The sequence below is a fragment of the Nocardia sp. NPDC004711 genome (genome assembly GCF_053601595.1).
The window spans coordinates 40,036-55,657 of sequence record NZ_JBSGCB010000013.1 but is presented as its reverse complement, the minus strand read 5'-3'; the positions used below and the strand labels follow the sequence as shown (position 1 = coordinate 55,657).

General features: G+C 67.1%; 21 protein-coding genes and 1 tRNA gene. 2 read left to right on the top strand and 20 right to left on the bottom strand.

Annotated elements, in window-relative coordinates:
• The 18 genes from ACWEKS_RS15025 to ACWEKS_RS14940 all read right to left on the bottom strand — a co-directional run bounded on the left by ACWEKS_RS15025 (position 1) and on the right by ACWEKS_RS14940 (position 11,355).
• Entirely contained in the window at positions 1–282 is a 282-nt protein-coding gene (locus ACWEKS_RS15025; RefSeq protein WP_452340608.1) for a hypothetical protein, read from the bottom strand.
• A gap of 107 nt (positions 283–389) precedes the next feature.
• Positions 390–842, bottom strand: a complete 453-nt coding sequence (locus tag ACWEKS_RS15020; protein WP_452340607.1) for a hypothetical protein — start codon at positions 840–842, stop codon at positions 390–392.
• 11 nt (positions 843–853) lie between these two features.
• Positions 854–1,672 (bottom strand): hypothetical protein, encoded by an 819-nt coding sequence (locus ACWEKS_RS15015; protein WP_452340606.1) that lies wholly within the window; start codon positions 1,670–1,672, stop codon positions 854–856.
• Positions 1,673–1,741: 69 nt separating this feature from the next.
• Complete coding sequence (locus ACWEKS_RS15010; RefSeq protein ID WP_452340605.1) at positions 1,742–2,185, bottom strand: hypothetical protein; 444 nt, start codon at positions 2,183–2,185, stop codon at positions 1,742–1,744.
• Entirely contained in the window at positions 2,182–2,484 is a 303-nt protein-coding gene (locus ACWEKS_RS15005) for an HK97 gp10 family phage protein (RefSeq protein WP_452340604.1), read from the bottom strand. The genes ACWEKS_RS15010 and ACWEKS_RS15005 overlap by 4 nt, the downstream gene beginning before the upstream one ends.
• Positions 2,481–2,687, bottom strand: coding sequence for a hypothetical protein (locus ACWEKS_RS15000; protein ID WP_452340603.1), 207 nt, complete (start codon positions 2,685–2,687; stop codon positions 2,481–2,483). The genes ACWEKS_RS15005 and ACWEKS_RS15000 overlap by 4 nt, the downstream gene beginning before the upstream one ends.
• The gene (locus tag ACWEKS_RS14995; protein ID WP_452340602.1) at positions 2,684–3,085 is read right to left on the bottom strand and encodes a hypothetical protein; all 402 of its coding nucleotides are present in this window, start codon (positions 3,083–3,085) and stop codon (positions 2,684–2,686) included. Before ACWEKS_RS14995 ends, ACWEKS_RS15000 begins: the two co-directional genes overlap by 4 nt.
• Positions 3,082–3,471 carry a hypothetical protein gene (locus ACWEKS_RS14990; protein ID WP_452340601.1) on the bottom strand — a complete coding sequence of 130 codons (390 nt, stop codon included), beginning with the start codon at positions 3,469–3,471 and terminating at the stop codon, positions 3,082–3,084. The genes ACWEKS_RS14995 and ACWEKS_RS14990 overlap by 4 nt, the downstream gene beginning before the upstream one ends.
• Complete coding sequence (locus ACWEKS_RS14985; RefSeq protein WP_452340600.1) at positions 3,452–3,775, bottom strand: hypothetical protein; 324 nt, start codon at positions 3,773–3,775, stop codon at positions 3,452–3,454. The genes ACWEKS_RS14990 and ACWEKS_RS14985 overlap by 20 nt, the downstream gene beginning before the upstream one ends.
• Entirely contained in the window at positions 3,775–4,803 is a 1,029-nt protein-coding gene (locus tag ACWEKS_RS14980; RefSeq protein WP_452340599.1) for a major capsid protein, read from the bottom strand. The genes ACWEKS_RS14985 and ACWEKS_RS14980 overlap by 1 nt, the downstream gene beginning before the upstream one ends.
• A gap of 15 nt (positions 4,804–4,818) precedes the next feature.
• On the bottom strand, positions 4,819–5,196 hold the full coding sequence (locus ACWEKS_RS14975) for a hypothetical protein (protein WP_452340598.1): 378 nt from the start codon (positions 5,194–5,196) through the stop codon (positions 4,819–4,821).
• 28 nt (positions 5,197–5,224) lie between these two features.
• Positions 5,225–5,851 carry a hypothetical protein gene (locus ACWEKS_RS14970; protein ID WP_452340597.1) on the bottom strand — a complete coding sequence of 209 codons (627 nt, stop codon included), beginning with the start codon at positions 5,849–5,851 and terminating at the stop codon, positions 5,225–5,227.
• Between the two features lie 98 nt (positions 5,852–5,949).
• A complete protein-coding gene (locus tag ACWEKS_RS14965) occupies positions 5,950–6,180 on the bottom strand; it encodes a hypothetical protein (RefSeq protein WP_452340596.1) in 231 nt (76 codons plus the stop codon).
• Positions 6,177–7,907 (bottom strand): VG15 protein, encoded by a 1,731-nt coding sequence (locus tag ACWEKS_RS14960; RefSeq protein WP_452340595.1) that lies wholly within the window; start codon positions 7,905–7,907, stop codon positions 6,177–6,179. The genes ACWEKS_RS14965 and ACWEKS_RS14960 overlap by 4 nt, the downstream gene beginning before the upstream one ends.
• Entirely contained in the window at positions 7,870–9,291 is a 1,422-nt protein-coding gene (locus ACWEKS_RS14955) for a phage portal protein (protein WP_452340594.1), read from the bottom strand. Before ACWEKS_RS14955 ends, ACWEKS_RS14960 begins: the two co-directional genes overlap by 38 nt.
• 7 nt (positions 9,292–9,298) lie before the next feature.
• Positions 9,299–9,904, bottom strand: coding sequence for a terminase (locus ACWEKS_RS14950; RefSeq protein ID WP_452340593.1), 606 nt, complete (start codon positions 9,902–9,904; stop codon positions 9,299–9,301).
• Positions 9,882–10,952, bottom strand: a complete 1,071-nt coding sequence (locus ACWEKS_RS14945; RefSeq protein WP_452340592.1) for a terminase — start codon at positions 10,950–10,952, stop codon at positions 9,882–9,884. Before ACWEKS_RS14945 ends, ACWEKS_RS14950 begins: the two co-directional genes overlap by 23 nt.
• Entirely contained in the window at positions 10,939–11,355 is a 417-nt protein-coding gene (locus tag ACWEKS_RS14940) for a hypothetical protein (protein ID WP_452340591.1), read from the bottom strand. The genes ACWEKS_RS14945 and ACWEKS_RS14940 overlap by 14 nt, the downstream gene beginning before the upstream one ends.
• Here ACWEKS_RS14940 and ACWEKS_RS14935 point away from each other — a divergent pair.
• Entirely contained in the window at positions 11,354–12,703 is a 1,350-nt protein-coding gene (locus ACWEKS_RS14935; protein ID WP_452340590.1) for a hypothetical protein, read from the top strand. The genes ACWEKS_RS14940 and ACWEKS_RS14935 overlap by 2 nt on opposite strands.
• 743 nt (positions 12,704–13,446) lie before the next feature.
• Entirely contained in the window at positions 13,447–14,028 is a 582-nt protein-coding gene (locus tag ACWEKS_RS14930; RefSeq protein WP_452340589.1) for a hypothetical protein, read from the top strand.
• A 261-nt stretch (positions 14,029–14,289) separates the two neighbouring features.
• Here the strand turns inward: ACWEKS_RS14930 and ACWEKS_RS14925 are convergent.
• Together ACWEKS_RS14925 and ACWEKS_RS14920 are read right to left on the bottom strand one after the other, a co-directional pair.
• Positions 14,290–14,363: transfer RNA gene (locus ACWEKS_RS14925), tRNA-Trp, on the bottom strand.
• 358 nt (positions 14,364–14,721) lie between these two features.
• Positions 14,722–15,327 (bottom strand): hypothetical protein, encoded by a 606-nt coding sequence (locus ACWEKS_RS14920; RefSeq protein ID WP_452340588.1) that lies wholly within the window; start codon positions 15,325–15,327, stop codon positions 14,722–14,724.
• Between the last annotated feature and the right edge of the window lie 295 nt (positions 15,328–15,622).

The following is a 15,622-nucleotide window of genomic DNA, read 5'->3' as shown; positions in this document are numbered from 1 at the left end:
CTAGATCACCTCCCCTCGGCGCGCAGCGAGTAGCTGCTGGAGCTTGCTTTTCGGCGGTTCCGGAATCCGATACGGCTGCTGGGCTTGCTGATAGCGTTCGACCAGCTCGGCGGTGATCACCGGGTCGCGTTGGGCGATCGGCGCGAGGATGGGCAGCGGCGGCGGTTTGATGCCGTGCTTGGCGCGTTGGGCCCGTTCGCGTTTGACCTCGGGGTCATCGGGATCGGTGGTGCCCGAGACGTAATCGAAGTTCAGCTCGAAATCCTGGCGGTCGACGAGCATGGCCAGGTTTTCCGAGTCCCGGGCCCGCTGGTCGTCCTGGGCTGCTGAATCGTCCAGCAGCGCAGCGACGTCACGGTAGGGGAGCTTGGCCAGCGCGGTGCGCAGGTTCAGGCCGTACCAGCGCTGGACTCGGGCGAAGGCTGCGCCCCAGCGGTCGGGTCGATGTAGCCCGACAAGGGCAGGGGCGCCAGCAGTTCCCCCGAGTGCAGCTCGCTCAGGTTGATGATGCGGTTCAGGGCGGTCGTGGCGTGCGCCGGGGTGAGGCCGGCGATCTTGGCCCACAGGGCGGGGCCGTCGCTGGTGATCAGCGACAGCATCGCCTCGAACTCCATCTCGGCGACCAGCTGGTAGAACTGCACGGCCTCGCCGCCGGTGAAACTGCGGCGCACGTCGGCGTCGACGCCGAGCAGGGTGATCGGCACGGGCGGCTGGTCGCCGGTGGCGAGCTCGGCCAGGACGTCGACACGGTCCACGGCGGCCGCCGCCGGCACAGCCGAGGTGGTCGGCTGTGCCGGGCGGCGTTGCGTGGCAGTCTTTTTCGCGGGAGTCTTCGCGGTCACTGGCTGCTACCTCAGGCGATCGTGACGGTGCCGGACGGGGTCAGGCTCGCGCCCGTGCTGCTGAGCACACCGATCTTGTTGACGGTGACGGTGTAGGGGCCGCCCGCGCTGCCGGTCACGGTGACGTTGCCGGCGCCGATCGAAGACAGCGCCTCCAGCGCGGTCTGCACCGCCGCCGCCGTGGCGTTGTAGGCGATACCTGATGCGGTCTGCCCGTTGAAGGTCAGCGGGAAAGTGCCGCCGGTCGGGCTGCCGCCGATGGTGACGGTGAACTTCGACTGCAGCGGGTTCCAGTTCGTGATCGGGATGAACGGCTCCAATGCCAGCAGCTCGAACTCGAAGCCGTCGATGTCCTCCTTGCCGAAGGTGCGCGGCGGCGGGGTGGTGAGGGTGACGCGCGGGGAGTAGAAGCCGGCCGAGTCGCCTTCGTCGCGCACGTTCAGCATCACCGCGAAGTCCTCGTCATCGCCTGCGTGCCATTCGAAAATGCCGGAGCCGGGTGGGGTTTCGACGATCGAGCCGCCCTGCAGCGCGGTGAGCACGGTCGCGGCGCTGTAGTCGACCGGGCGCAGCTTGACGCGTTCCTCGGTCGGGGCCTTGATCACCTTGTACGGGGCGCCACGCCGATTCCAGACCTTCTTCGGCGAGACGTCGCGGCTCGGATTCACCTCGAAACCGGCCTCGATACCGCCGTAGCACAGCCACGGCACGGTGCCGGATACGGGATTGTCGACGAACGGAGCGTCCGGGCGAGGGGTGCCGGCGGGCGCACGGTACACGTCGCCATCGAGCCACACGTAGGCCTTGTTCGGATCGGCGTGAGTGCTCACGATTCAACCTCCAGGGTGAGGGGCGCCCACGTCGAAATGCCGTGAGCGAGAAAGGGAAAAGGGGAGTGTTCAGGCGCGGGCGGCGCGCATTTTCAGCTCGACGCGCACCGTGGCGCGGAACAGCGGCAGGTCGATGCCGCGGGCGGTGTCGACGAACGTGATCGGCCCGTCGGTCCAGGTCGCCGTCCATGCGCTGTCACGGAACTGCTGCGGGCGGGCGCGGCCCAGCAGCTCACCCGCCAGCGCCGCGATATCCCAGGCGACCTCTTCGGGATCGGTAGTGCCGCCGAGGATTTCCAGCTTCGGCGCCCAAGCATCCACCTGGATCAGTGGGCGACGCAGGAACGGATCCGCTCCGACGTTTCCCGGGGCGCGCAGGGTGACGAACGGCGCGGTGATGGGGTCGGGCAGGTCGCGGGTCGTGATGTTGTCCGCGGCCACGAGCGCGGTCAGCTTGGGTTGCGCGATCAGGAAGGCCCGCACCGCGCCGGGCGCGAACGGGATCGGTGTCATCGCTTCGGCTTCCAGCCGGAATAGCGGCCGCGGGAGCGGGCGGCGTCGGTCAGCGCAGCGTGGGCCGGGGTGTCGGAGGTCCCGTACTCCTTGTAGATGGCGTCGGGGTCGTCATCGACCACGTCGACCTCAGTGCCGGATACGTGCACGCTGATGCCGTCGCGGTAGGCACCGGTGAGTACCGGTGCGCTCGCACGGGCTTCGGCCGCGATGTCGTGGGCGATCGCGCGCCGCTTCGGCGTCGATAGCACGCGCGCCGCACTGCGGCACACGTCGTCGAAGATGGTCAGCCGAATCATGCTCGGCGCCGCGAGGTTTCAGGCTTGGCCGGCGGCTCGACAGCCTCGGCCTCGGGCGATACCGGCGCGGCCGCAGCGTCGGCGACCGCTGGGGCGGCTGGCGCTTCGGCGGCGGGGGCGGTTTCGAGGTGCTTGCGGTGGGCCTTGGACTCGTCGGCTGCCCAGTGGGTGACGCCGTCGGCGTCGGTCCATGATGCGATCATGGTCGGTTCTCCTTCATGTCGGTCGAATGCCGCACCGCTGCGGCGATGTAGGCGGGGCGACGGGATCCCAGCGCAGGGCGGCGCGCCCGCGGTGTGCCGTGCACGGTGACGGTGTCGCCGACCTGCACCAGGTCCGCCACCGACGCGGGCCCGTCGAATCGCCAGATGTCGCGGCGGCTGGTACCGCCGGGCAGCCCGGGGTCCAGGAGCAGCGTGAGACGCTGCGCGACATGCCCGTCGTCGAACTCGTCGACCACGGTGGCGTCGACGATGCTGGCCTGCTGCAGCAGGCCGCGCCAACGGATCTCGGTGGGCGGGCTGGGCTGGCGGTTACCGGTGGCCGGGTCGATGATCGGCGGGCCTGGGCGCAGCAGCGTCCAGCGTTCGGGAAGGCTCACGGTCGGCCGCCGATGGTGATGGTGAACGCGTCGCCGTCGGTGGGGGTGTCGAGCAGGTCGGCGAGCTCGGCGTCGGTCAGATACAGCAGGCTGCCGTAGTGGTCCTGCCCGTACTGGGTGCTGATCTCCGGGTACTCGGTGCGGGTGACATCGATGCCGCGGCGCACCGTGGCCAGGGCCCGCAGGACCATGTCCACGCCGATGCCGATCACGATGTCCGCATCCAGCGTGCCCGCGGCGATACGGGAGTCGAGCCCGGACACCTTGGAACGCATACGCGCGCTGGCCATCCGGACGAAACGCTCGACCTGGGCGATCTCCGGGTCGACGAATGTCTCACCGGAGATCGCCTCCACATCGGTCAGCTCAAACAGCGGGGTTGCCATCGTTCTCGCTGTCGTCGGCCTTGCGGGCGGCCAGGATCGCGGCCAGTACATCGGGCTTCTTGGTCGCGTTGCCCAAGTCGATGTGCTTGCCGGCGGCGTACTGGCGCAGCTGCGGGACCGTCCACGACTCGTCGGGTTCCTGGTCGGGAACCTGCTGCGCCGGTTCGGGATCCGGTTCGGCGGCCCACGCGTCCGGGTTGGTGATCAGGGCGGCCACCTCTGCGGGCACGACGTCGGCCGGACCGAACACACGGGTGCCGTCCGGAGTGTGGACGTGCACGAAGGTCGCGAGACGGCGCGCCATCACAGCACCTTCACAATCATGGTCGCGTTCGCGTTGAGCAGCAGCGGCAGCGCGATGCCCGACGCCTTGGTCCACCGGGCGACCGGGTCGTTGTCCATGTAGGAACCGACCACGATGCCGGGCGCCTCGGACGCATCGATCCCGTAGTCGGGTTCGATCGCTTCCGCCGTAGTGCCCCAAGCGGTTTCACCGAGCTTGCTGTTGCCGCCGACGTAGAGGATCCGGTCGTCGGGGATGAGCCGCTGCGTGTTGCCGTCAGCGTCTTCGACCTGCGCGTCGAAGATCTCGAACGGCGGATGACCGAAGCTGGTGACCAGCGCGTTGACCTGGTCGCGGGTCACGATGCCGGTGGTCGAGCCGGGCGGCAGGCACGCGGCACGGATCTTGTCCTGCCGCATGAGCGTCGACATGACCCGCTGGCTGGTGATCGCGCGGGTCGGGTTCGCCGAGTTGCTGACGCGGAAGGTCGAGAAAAACGATTCCTGGTCGATGACCGGGTCCGCCGCGCCCGCACCGGTCACGCTCCACAAGGCAGCCGCGGTGATGGTGTGGCCGGGGAGCCGCTGGAAATCGGCTTCCAGGTCGAGGCCGTTCTCGGTCAGCGTCACCTTGCCGTTCACCAGCGCCGCGGCCTTGGCCATGATGGCGCGGGTGCGGATCGCCTGCGCCAGATCGACAGCATCGTTTTCGATGATGTCGCGGATCGCGCTGTCGGCCTTGCGCAGTCGCAGCCGGTCGTACTCGCCCAGGCGCCGCTTCTCCGACATGGGCGGCAGTTCGCCGCTGATGCGGGCGATTCCCTTGCGGCCGCTGATGCGGGCCTCGGTGTCCCACGACCGGAACTGGGCGGCCTTGCGCAGGCCGCGCTGGGTGATGTTGGCGCGGAACTCGACGTCGTCGACCATGGTGTCGGGCAGCAGGTCGTCGATGAGCGTCAGATCGTTGATCGGCTGGTCGGCCAGGGCCGCGCGGACGTAGCCGGTCAGCTCGGCCGGGGTGATGTAGTCGGAATTGAGCACGAGTGCCATCGGTTACGCCTCCTCTCAGAAGTAGGTGATCTGCTTGGCAGTCGCCTGCCCGGCAGCGTTGACGGTGTGGGGGCACTTGGCGGCCAGGACGCTGCCGTGCCAGAGCAGAGCGCCGGACACCTTGGTCGCGCCGGTCGGGATACGCACCGCGGTCAGCCAGTGACCGGCGATCGAGGCGGTCGCCTCGTCGCCCACGCTGAACAGCCCGTACTTGCCGCTACCGAGCTTCTTGAGGGCGTAGCCGGACTTCAGATACCCGTTGGGGTAGTGGGTGCCGGCGGTGAAGGTGGTCAGGTCCAGGGTGATGGTGCGGGCCCGGTCGGTGCCCTCAGCCGAGGCCAGCCAGGACTGATCGTCCTGCCCGAAGGTGTCGATATTGATCTTGAGATCCATTGCGTCCCCTCCTTTTCTGGGATCGTGGTCAGTTGCGGTTCTTGCGCGCTTCGTAGGCCGCTCGACCGGAGGCCATGGACCCGGACACCTCGCCACCGCCGCCGCCTTGGCGGCGATCGGGCTTCGGGGTCTTCGTTTCCTTGGTCTCGGTCGTCGAGGTCTGCGCGGCGCCGCCGCCGATGAGCGCCTTGAATTCCTTGGCGTCGGCGATCATTTCGTCGAGGGTGCTGCCATTGAGCCGCTGCGCCAGCGACAGCGACAGCCCGGCCTTCTCAGCGGCCTCGTAGCGGAGCGCCTTCGCGGCGTCCTTCTCGAGTCCGGCGATCCGCTCGGCCTGCTTCTCGGCGTCGGTCTTCTTCGCGTCCTCGTACGCCTTGACTGCGGCCTGCGCTGCCTTCAATGCCTTCTCGGCGTCCTTGCGGGCCTGCCGTTCGGCGTCGAGTGCCTTCTTGCCGGGGTCGCCGAGGTTGTCGTCGACCGGATCCGGCGCCGGGTCGGGCGGGGTCGGGTCGGGCGCGGGCGTCTGCGGCGGGGGTGCATCGGCGGGAGGGTCGCCCTCGGGGGATGCGCCGCGGATAGGCCAGATCGGTGCGCCGTTGCGGCGCAGGCCGATTGCGGTGCCGAAGATCTGGTGCACAGGCAGGTTGATACTCATCGGGTGGGGCTCCTCCATCGCGGAAGAATTCCGGCCGGCCTCGCGCCGGTCGGGACGAATACGCCCGTTACCGCCGGGCGTGGGCGTGTGGAATCCCGCTAGGCGCGGGAGGATTCGGCGGCGTCGCGGCCGGATTGCCAGCCGGTGAGCCACAGCCGCGCGAGCGCGGCGGCACGTGGGTTCACCTCGGCCGGGGTGAGCTGGTCCACCATGCGCTCGCGGGCGGTCATTTCCCGCGCTGCGGTGGCGTACGGGTTGGCCGTGACCGGCTCGCCGTTGTCGTAGGCGGCGCGGCCCGCAGCGTGCGCGGCGCGGTAGTCCTCGCTCATTGCAAGAAATCCCTTCGGCGCGATTGGATCCGGGCCAGCTCGGTCGGGTCCAGTAGCTGTGCCTTCAGCTCGGACACGGTAGCGCGGCCGTTCTCATCCCACCACGCCCGCAGCTCCTCGGAGGCGTACTTGGTGGCGCGAGCCTCGGGCATCGACCACAGCTTGCGCGGATCAATGCCCGCAGCTTCGCCAGCCTTCGACAGCATGTAGCCGTTCGTCGAGTCCTCGGCATTCAGCCAAGCCTGGTGCGCTTCGTCACGGTGCCAGGCCCGGATCTGCTCGTCGAGTCCCTTGCCCTGGTAGCCCAAACCGGCCAGGTAGGACCGCGCGTTGTGGCGACGCTGATCGGGCACGGACACACCGTAGGCCTGTTCGATCGCGGTCTCGTCATCCACGCCCTGTCTGAGCAGCTGCTCGTACTTGTCGTCGCGGGACCGGGCGGTCGCGTCGCGCTTGGCGGCGCGTCGGTCGCGCTCCACTTGGGCGCGCTGGTCGCGTTTGTCGATCTCGGCGGCCAGGGCGTCGAACTCGTCGTCGATCTCTCCGGCCTCGGCTTTCGCGTTCAGCCGCGCCGACAAGTCCGCGGTCGAGTGGCCAGCAAACCGTGATGCCTTGCGCGACTTCGGCGCTGCCGGTTCAGCGACCGGGGTCGACGCGGCCGGCGCAGCGGGTGCGGGCGCCTCGGTGGATGTGGCTTCTGTGTGGTGCGGGCCCTGCGTGGCTCGTTTCCTGGTCGGGAACTCGTCGAGCAGATAGCCGTTCTTGCGCAGCAGATTCAGCGCGTCCTCATGGCTCTCGGCGATTTCGTAGATCGCCTCGGGCATGAGCCGCGGTGTTCTGCGCGAGTTGCGGCCACGGGCCCGGAAGATCTTCCCGGCGATGCCGCGCCGGGTCGTTCCCTCGCTGGTGATCAGCAGCTGCCGCCCGTAGACGTTCGTACGCTGCTGGCGGCCGCCCACCACGCTCACACCACGGTCAGCGTTGACCACCTGCGCCATATCGGCACCATCGCGAATCGCTTGCGCGCCAGCGGCACCGAACGCCTTGTCCTGCTCGGCCACGGTCAGGCTCTCGAAGTACCGGCGCGGATCGGTGCGCACGTCGTCGGCGACATCCTCACGGCACGGGATATGCCGGCAGTTGCAGTTCGGATGCCGTTTGAACCCTGCCGACCAGCCGTAGAACCGGCCCGCCAGGACGACGCAGCGAGAGCAGCTGGGCGGGACCAGCATTCGCCGATACCCGATGTTACGCCGGGACACGATGCCGAGCCCGGTCGCGGCCCGGCCGACGTCGGCGAGCTCGGTCTGCACATACGTGTGGACCAGTTGGCCAGCACTCTGCCAGGCCATATAGGCCGACTCACCCCGGGCGACGCGCTGCTGTGCATCGACCACGGCCTGATGCAACAAGCCGTCGATGCCGCGCCCGTCGGACGTCACACCGATCAGCCGGCCAGGGTTCGGGCGTGCCTCCTGCGCGGTGCCGATGCCCTGCTCGTCGAGCACGTCACCGACGTACCCGTCCGCGTCCGCGGTGGCCGCGGCCTGCCCGGCGGCGACCAGGCGGACCAGGCGGTCGACATTGCGGGCGAACCAAGCGTCGAAATCCTTGGGCGGCAGGGTCCCCCACCGGGCAGCGACCTCGTCGAGGACATCGCCCGACACGGCGCGCTGGGCGCGGTCGAACTCAGTTGCCGCTTGCGGCGCTGCCAGCAGTGTTGCCATTGCCCTGCGCTCCCGTCATGCGGTTGGCGAACCGCTCGAGGGCGGGGTCGGCGGACTCCTGATCGAAGTAGTCGCGCTCGCGGGCCTTGCGCTCCTCGTCCCAGCCCATCTCGTCCCAGGAACCCTCGCGCGACAGCACAGGGTTGCCGCCGTTGAGCTTCTGGATCGCGTCGGCCTCTTCAGCCTTGGTCGGGGTCGCGGGGTTGCGCCACTGCACCGAGATCGCCTCGTCGGGGGCCGGCCACTCGCCCGTGCGGAATCGCTCGTACAGGGCCATGGTCCAGCCCAGACCGACGCCGACTTGCTCGTTGAAGTCCTCGACGTTGGACACGATGCGCGACTCGTCGGCACGGATCGCGCCCTCGGCCGCGGGGTTGGCGGTGTTCTCGCCGAAGTACCGGAACGGCAGCCCGGTCACGGAACTGGCCAGGCCGGCGTACAGCTTCACCGTCTCGTGGAAGTTCCGCAGGTCCGTCGCCGAGAACTGGCCCAGCGCAGCGTCCTTGGGGCTCTTCTGGGTGGCCCAGATCGACTGGTAGTAGGACTTCCACACAGGCAGCGGATTACCGTCCTTGTCAACGAAATCGCCTTTGCTCATACCGAGCGCCCACCGCGGTGGCACAGCGTGGGTCTCGACACCGACGCCCATGTTGGTCAGCGTCCGCGCGCAAGCGTCGGTAATGCCCATGAGGTCGGTCATCTCCGAACTGCCACGCCACGTGCCGAGCCGCTGCCGATTCAGGAACAGGACGACCGGAACACGGCCGAGGTTGTGTTCGTCTCGGCCGTTGTCCGAGCCGATTCCGTCGAGTGTCCAGCCGCCGCGACCGGCAACGACCTGAAGCGTCTTGTCCGGCAAGAACAGCGTGCCGACGCGCTCGCCGTTGTCCTCGCGGTACTGGCGGAACACGGCAGATAGTCGACGGCGGCGCCGGTCGACCAGGTGCGAGATCTGCCGGGCGGATTCCATAGTGATCAGCGGGTGTTCGGGGTCGTCGTCGTTGCTGCCGACGAACGCGTAGGCGCGGCCGAAGACCCGGGTTTCCTCCATGAGCAGCGGCAGTTGAGCGGCAAGGTTGTTGAGCCGGAACGCATCCTGCAGCTCGACGTCAGCCAAGCCCCGCCCCGGGCGGTAGACGGCCTTCGCCTTCCCCCGCCGCGCGAGTTCCCGCACGTACATGCCAGGCCAGTTCGCGACCAGCTCGAAAATCCGCAACTCTTCAGGCACGGCCAGGCCGATGTGCTTGAGCCGTTGCGAGCCTTCGAAGTAGGCGTCGAGCAGCTTGTCCTGGAAGACGTTCTTGTGGTGCTTGGCGTTGAGCTTGCCGAGCATGTCGCGCTCATCAGCGGTGAGCTGCGTCCGCAATTCGACCAAGGGGCTCACCTCCGATTCAGCTGAAACAGAACATGCGGCCATCGACGTCTTCCCAGCCCGCCTCACGGGCATCCGAGGCAGCCTCGTGGGCGAGGATCGAGGTGATAGCTCCGTCGATCTTCTGGTGGTCGGCAGGCTTGCCGAGCACGTATTTGTCGCCGGGTTTGGCGACCTTGCGGCAGTTGGCGATGTGGGCCGCGGCGATCGGGCAGCCGTCCTGCTGGATGCGCCCGGTCTTCAGATCGATCTCGAACCGGCGGATCGCGCCGTACATCGGCGTAACCCGGTTCGTCGGCCACTCGACGACATGCTCGTCGCCGTACTCCAGTGCCCAGTCACCGATCTCGCTGCGCCAGTCGTATGGGTCGGCGTACATGCGTGCGACCGACCAGGTTCGGAAAACCTCGCTGATGGCCGCATGCACTTCGCCGCGTGGGATCCGCCCACCCCAATCGTCGGGATTCCAGATCGTCGGCCGGCGGTCGGGCCCGTAGCGCGGAGTGAACTGCAGCCCGCCGCGGGTCTCGCCACGCAGCGCGGTCCAGTCGTTGTTCTCCGACCCGTCGAAGCCCAGGCAGATCGGTGTACCTGGCGGCGGGTTAGGTAGCCAGATCTTCGGCATAGCGGCTCTCCCAGAGTCCTTGCGGCAGCCAGGAACCCATGCGGGCGACCAGGCGGTTGCCGAAGAATCGTTCGGCCTGAGCCGGGTCGAGCTCATTGAGCTCGGCGGCCTCGGCCTCGATCGAGTCCAGGTTCACCCACGGGCTACCGGCGTAGACGTGGCGCAGGATCTTGCGCCGGTCGCGCTTGTTGCCCCACGACAGCGACGCTGGTGGCTGGCGGAAGAACCGGAAGATGTCCGGCGCCTTCGCTTCCCACGTGCGCTGGGCCGTCGAATTTTCCGACGGGTCCCACGCGTTCGTGGTCTCGATGGTACGACCACCCATACCGGCCGCGCCGCGGCGCTGGGTCTCGGCGATGCCGACCATCTTGTTCCGCTTGGTGTACAGGCCGGTCTCATCCTGCAGCGCCCAGGAGATCGGGTTACCGACTCGACCTGTGGCGCTGGACGTTACGGCGTCGATGCGGTCGAAGTCGTCGCCACCGACGCCGTCCAGGATGCGGATGAATCCCTCGCGCACGACCATCAGGTCCGACAGCGGGCCGAGCTTGATCATGGCGGTCAGTGGTCGATAGACGTTGCCGACCTGGTCCTCGTTGGTTGCGGTCAGCTGCAGCACCGGCGACGGGTGACGCATCGCCATCGGCTCGCCGGGCAGATACTCGTATTCCCAGCCGCAGCCGCAACCCCAGTCCGAGCACGCCCACCCGTCACCGGCGGCCGCCCAGCCCAGAAACTGCGACGGGCCAACAGCTTCCAGGCACGCCATCGACGCGCCCCACGGCCCTTTGCCTGTCTTCTGCGGTGCGACCACCTGCATGCGGCGGTAGACGAATGCCTGGTTGAACAGCGGCTGGTCCGGGGATACCCACTCGACACCGGCGCGGATCCGTCCATAGTTCGCGGCGCACCAGAATTGCCAGTCGGACCAGACGAATTCGGCGCCGCGGCGGAAGCCGTCAGGGATCCGGCAGTGCTGGCGGACCCATGCCTCGCCGATATCGCCGAGCGTTGGCCACTCGACCAGCCACCCGTCAGGCCCCGCCACCGGGCATAGCCCGCAGGCGGCGGGCGGGTGTCGAAGGTGCTGCAGGAGTGGACTTCCCGGCCGCGGCGGTGCGCGCCTGGCCGACCTCGTCGGAGGCGATGCTCCAGCCGTTCTCCCTCAGCCCGGCCGGCGTCAAACCGATCTGGTCGGCGAACCGATGCAGCGAGCCGCGGTCAGCGGCCGTCGCCTCGTTCGATTCGCAGATCACCGAGGTCCGAACCCAGTGGGCGACGGCCTGCCACCGCCACGGCTCAGCCGCCCAGGCCGCCGCCTGCGGCGTCTTCCACGCCCACTTCCACAGCTGGGCCTCGCGGTCTTTGACGGCCTCAGTCGCGTCCTCATCAGTGACCTGCCACCGTGCGCCCTTCTCGCCGTACTCCCACCGCAACACGTTGCGGGGCATGAGTGGAAACTTCGGCGGTCGGCCCGAGTGGCCCTCGCTGGGCAAGGCGGTCGACTGCAGGCCGCGCCGGTCGGACCTGCCGGACTTCGGATCCGGCTGCGGCCCTGAGCGATTACGTGCGCCACCGCGCATTGGTCACCTCCACCTGACAGCGTCGCGCTACCGGTCGGAAACCCTGGACGGGCATCGCGCCAGCCAGGAAGAATGGCCGTTCTTGCGGCACACAGAACGGAGGAGCATGCAGAAGAGAGCAATTCTGATCGGCGCCAGCATCACTGCAGCAATCGCGGCGGTGGCTGGCGTGGCGCTGATCCGATCTGGAGGCCATGACAGCGATGCCGCTGCCACGACTATCAGTATCGACCCCTCGGTCACCCGGACATCTCCGAAGATTTTCGAGCAGGGCGGCCTGAAGGCCACCTTCTACTACGAGACGACGGACATCGGAGGTGGCGGGCACGAACGGCCGTACGTCAGCGTAGATATCGCGAACACGCAGTTTGACGAATCGACGTGGACCTTCGGCCCCGAAAGGAGCATTCGAGCCACCGTTCAGGTTCGACAGAATGGCGTTCCTGTTGATGTCTACTTCACGGGCAAGGAGGGGCGCGCTACCAACGAGATGATTGCGAATGGTGTCGGCGGGCAGTCTATGTTCAGCCTCCATCCACATGTTGTCGGAACGGACGCCGACCTATCGAGCGTTACTGGCCGTGACTTCGAGTTCATACTCTCTGATTTCGAGGTTCGAGCGACACCGTTTACGCCCAGGGTTACAGCGACTACCGCTCCACCGAAGTTCGGAAACCTCCCAGTTGACCAGTTCAACAAACTGGCCTACGAGAAGGGCTGGACCCCGCCGGAGTATTACGCCCCGGCCGGATCCTCTGGCGCTCCGTCCGATGTTGTCCGCAGACCAGCAGCGGCCGTTCTCAGCTTCATCAAACAGGTCACATCGCCGGATGCCAGCCGTTCACCCACGCAAATCTATGCGGAGTGGTCGAAGCACTGGAACCCGGACATGCTGGCAGCCGGGGTCAGCATGCTCGGCGATGACCTGATCAAAGAAGCCTACAGGCGTGTGCAGGCCGGCGACATCGAATACTGGTATGGCTCAGGCACGTTGACCGTTGGCGACGGTCCGAACCAGATTCGCCCGGGCACTTACAAGACGACCGCGTCGGCAGGGAAGTTGATCGAGAACGGGTACTGGGAGCGAACCAGCCGGTCCGGCGACATCATCGACAACAGCTTCGTAACCTCGGCCCAAGAGGTGACCGTCACTATCGCTCCATCCGACGGACAGTTCACCAGCCGAGGGATGGGAGTGTGGAAGCCGGTGGGCTAATTGGCTGGTCCGGAACGTTTGAACCCTCCGCACCAAGCAGCGCCCTCAGCCGGGGCCAAACGCGGAGGGGGGGTACGGGGTCACCTCCCCTGGGGTGGGTGGCTATGGGCTCCCTTGCGGCCGTTGCACGATCGACACAACACCTGGAGCGGTCCGCGCGGATCACCTCCAGCTGCGATGGCGGTGATGTGGTCGGCGGTGAGGTCCGCGGACCGGTGCGCCGGCCGCCCCCATCCGGGGCACCAATCGCCATGGCCCTGGCGGTGCGCCCGGACGACCGCCGCGCGCCGCTGCTGCTCGGCGTAGTCGCGAGTGGCCTTGGTCGGTGTGGTCTGCCGGCGGTGCCGCTCTTGGTCGCCCTGGTGCTCGGCGCACCTCGGGGCGGCCTGCAGCTCAGGGCAACCCGCGACCGCGCAGACGCGCAGCCGGGCGCGGGTCACCGGCCGGTCAGGGTCGAGCGGAGCGCGCCGGAGAACGTTGTTCGATCGGTGCCCAAGGCATGGCGGGTGGTGAGCTCGCCCTCACTGCCGCCACCAGGGTGCGGTGTCGAAGCCACCAGCCTGGGTATAGGGCCGACGCACGTAGGCCGCCGGTGGGCGGTCCAGACACACTGCAGCACACCTGATGTCGTCACAGACGCTCCTGGTTTCGAGTAGGGCGGGCCAACTCCTTTGGAGCCTTCTGCGTTGTTCCTCCGTGCGGCAATCACCGATGTTGCTCGCTCAGCTGGAAGGATCGCGGGCGTGATCGCCTGGCTTGCAGCAGATCCAGCTCAGACGAACGTGGCGGCGAGCTGGAAGGACTTTTTGACGCTCGCGACTCCTACAGGCACGATCGTCGGTGCAGTGATCGCCGGATACTTCCTGCTTCGGAACGCTCGGAAATCGCCATACGATCGCCTTGATCTGCTGCTCAAGGCACGGGCTGCTTGGCCTCAGGGTCTCGAAGGTCAACAGGCACTCGATCGTGCAATCCAGCGGGCAGTGGCGAGCATTCGAGTCAAGGAGGGAGACATCCTTCCGCCATTCTCGACAGAAGAGGAACGCGTGGCGGTCGCCCGCGAAGAGCAGCGTTTAGACCGGCAGTCTGCGCTCGCGACGCTTGCAGTCGGACTCCTCCTGGCAGGTTTGCTCATGGCTGTGACCTTGTCGAGCGGTGCAACGCTTGAGCACGCATATTCGCTATCTCTCGGCGTTGTCGTGGGTACGCTGATCTGGCTAGGTGCCACTCGCCTTGTTAGATCAATCAAGATGGCCCTCTTGCGGCGCACACATCCCGACACAGACGGGGACGGCGGCGGGACCGGCGCGGTGTTCGACTACTGAGTCACGCAGTCCCATGCCGCGGCGAACGCATGGCCGCCGCTTATCCCGGCCACGCTCAGCCCCAGGGCCCGAACAGCCAGCAGCCCAGCGGGTTCGGCCACCACAGCGGCAGCCGCAGGATGGGGTGATGCAGCGTCATCAGAACAGCGCCTTGATGACGGCGATGATGACGTCCTCCCAGTCCACGGCATGCGCCGCAGCGGAGGCGGCGTCAACGAGGATGGTGCCCATGATGGTTCTCCTATTCGGTTGGGTGATGCGCTGATCCGCCAGGACTCGAACCTGGAACCGGCCGCTTTGGAGACGGCTGCTCTTGCCGATTGAGCTACGGACCAATGGGTCCCGAACCGGGCAGGGCGGGCGGGGAGTGCCGCAGGTGCTCACGGTTCGGGACGGTGCCAGGCCGGGACTGAGCGGGTAGTCGTCGCTCTCGGCGGCCCGGCCTGGGACGTGGGTTGCAGCGCGCAGCGGCTCCCTGGATTGGACAGGCATCCAGGGTTGTGGAACTCATCCGGGCGCGGATGTGGGTTTGCGGTGTTCCCTAGCTGCTTGCCGGGTCATGTCGGTCCGGCTTGACGCGCTGCAAGACAAAAAGGGAGTGGCGTGCACCCATTCCTAGGTGCACGCCACTCCTAACGCTATCCAACACAGCAGGGACACCGGCATATCATGGTCCGATACGACCACGCATCGTTACCTCGCGCCCCACTTCGTTGTCACGAGAGGGATTTCGATAGCCGAGCTGCGTTCAAGCCAAGAGGCAGCGGGGGGCACGCCGCAGGAGTGATCCCATCGGCCTATTTCGGCCTTGGTGATATCGATAGCCATGTCAACCATGTGGTCAAAGTTGGCGTGAAATGTACAAAGCTGGTTGTACAAGTTCTGCCGTTCCTGAGGGCTGAGTTCCTCGTCGTCGCCGAGCGGGTGCCCATGGTCGTCGAATGAGCCGAGTTGGCCAGCCAGTCCGAGGTACTCCTTGTCGGCCACCAAATCCCGAAGCTCGTTGTACGCCAGTCCGATCTCCCCGGCATCGAGCATCGACAGCATGTCCGCCCTGAGGGACAGCCGGTGGTGCTGCTCGACCAGTCTCTCCAGAAACTTCAGAAAGTCCTCCCGAGACTCGATCTCGCCGAGGGAAAGTCTGTTGAGTTCGGACCTCGCACGAGCGGCCGCGTCAAGCGCTTCTCCGCTCAGTCGGAGGATCGTGTCCCGCTGCCACTTGAAGTGCTCTCGCCGGTCCGATGCGGTGATCGCGGCTCGGTTCGTCTGGTTGTTGAGGCGGATACCGAAGAGCGTCACACATGCGACGACAAGAGCACTGAGCAACGGAAGCCATTGAGCCACAGGCAAAGCATCGCATCATCGACAGGCTGGGGCACGGCAATCCGTTCAAGGCCAGTCCGCGGTCATACCCCAATACGACAGCTACTCCCAATGTGGCTGTGGTGGTTGCGCCCTGAACTCACGCCCGCTGTCCGAAGTGGTGTTCTGTGGCCGGTGCAGGGTGCGGGAATGGCGAAGGCCACGCACGGGATTCCCGTGGTGGCCTCCAGAATTCGACGCCCTGGTGGGGTCGTTGCTGCGCGGACAGTTC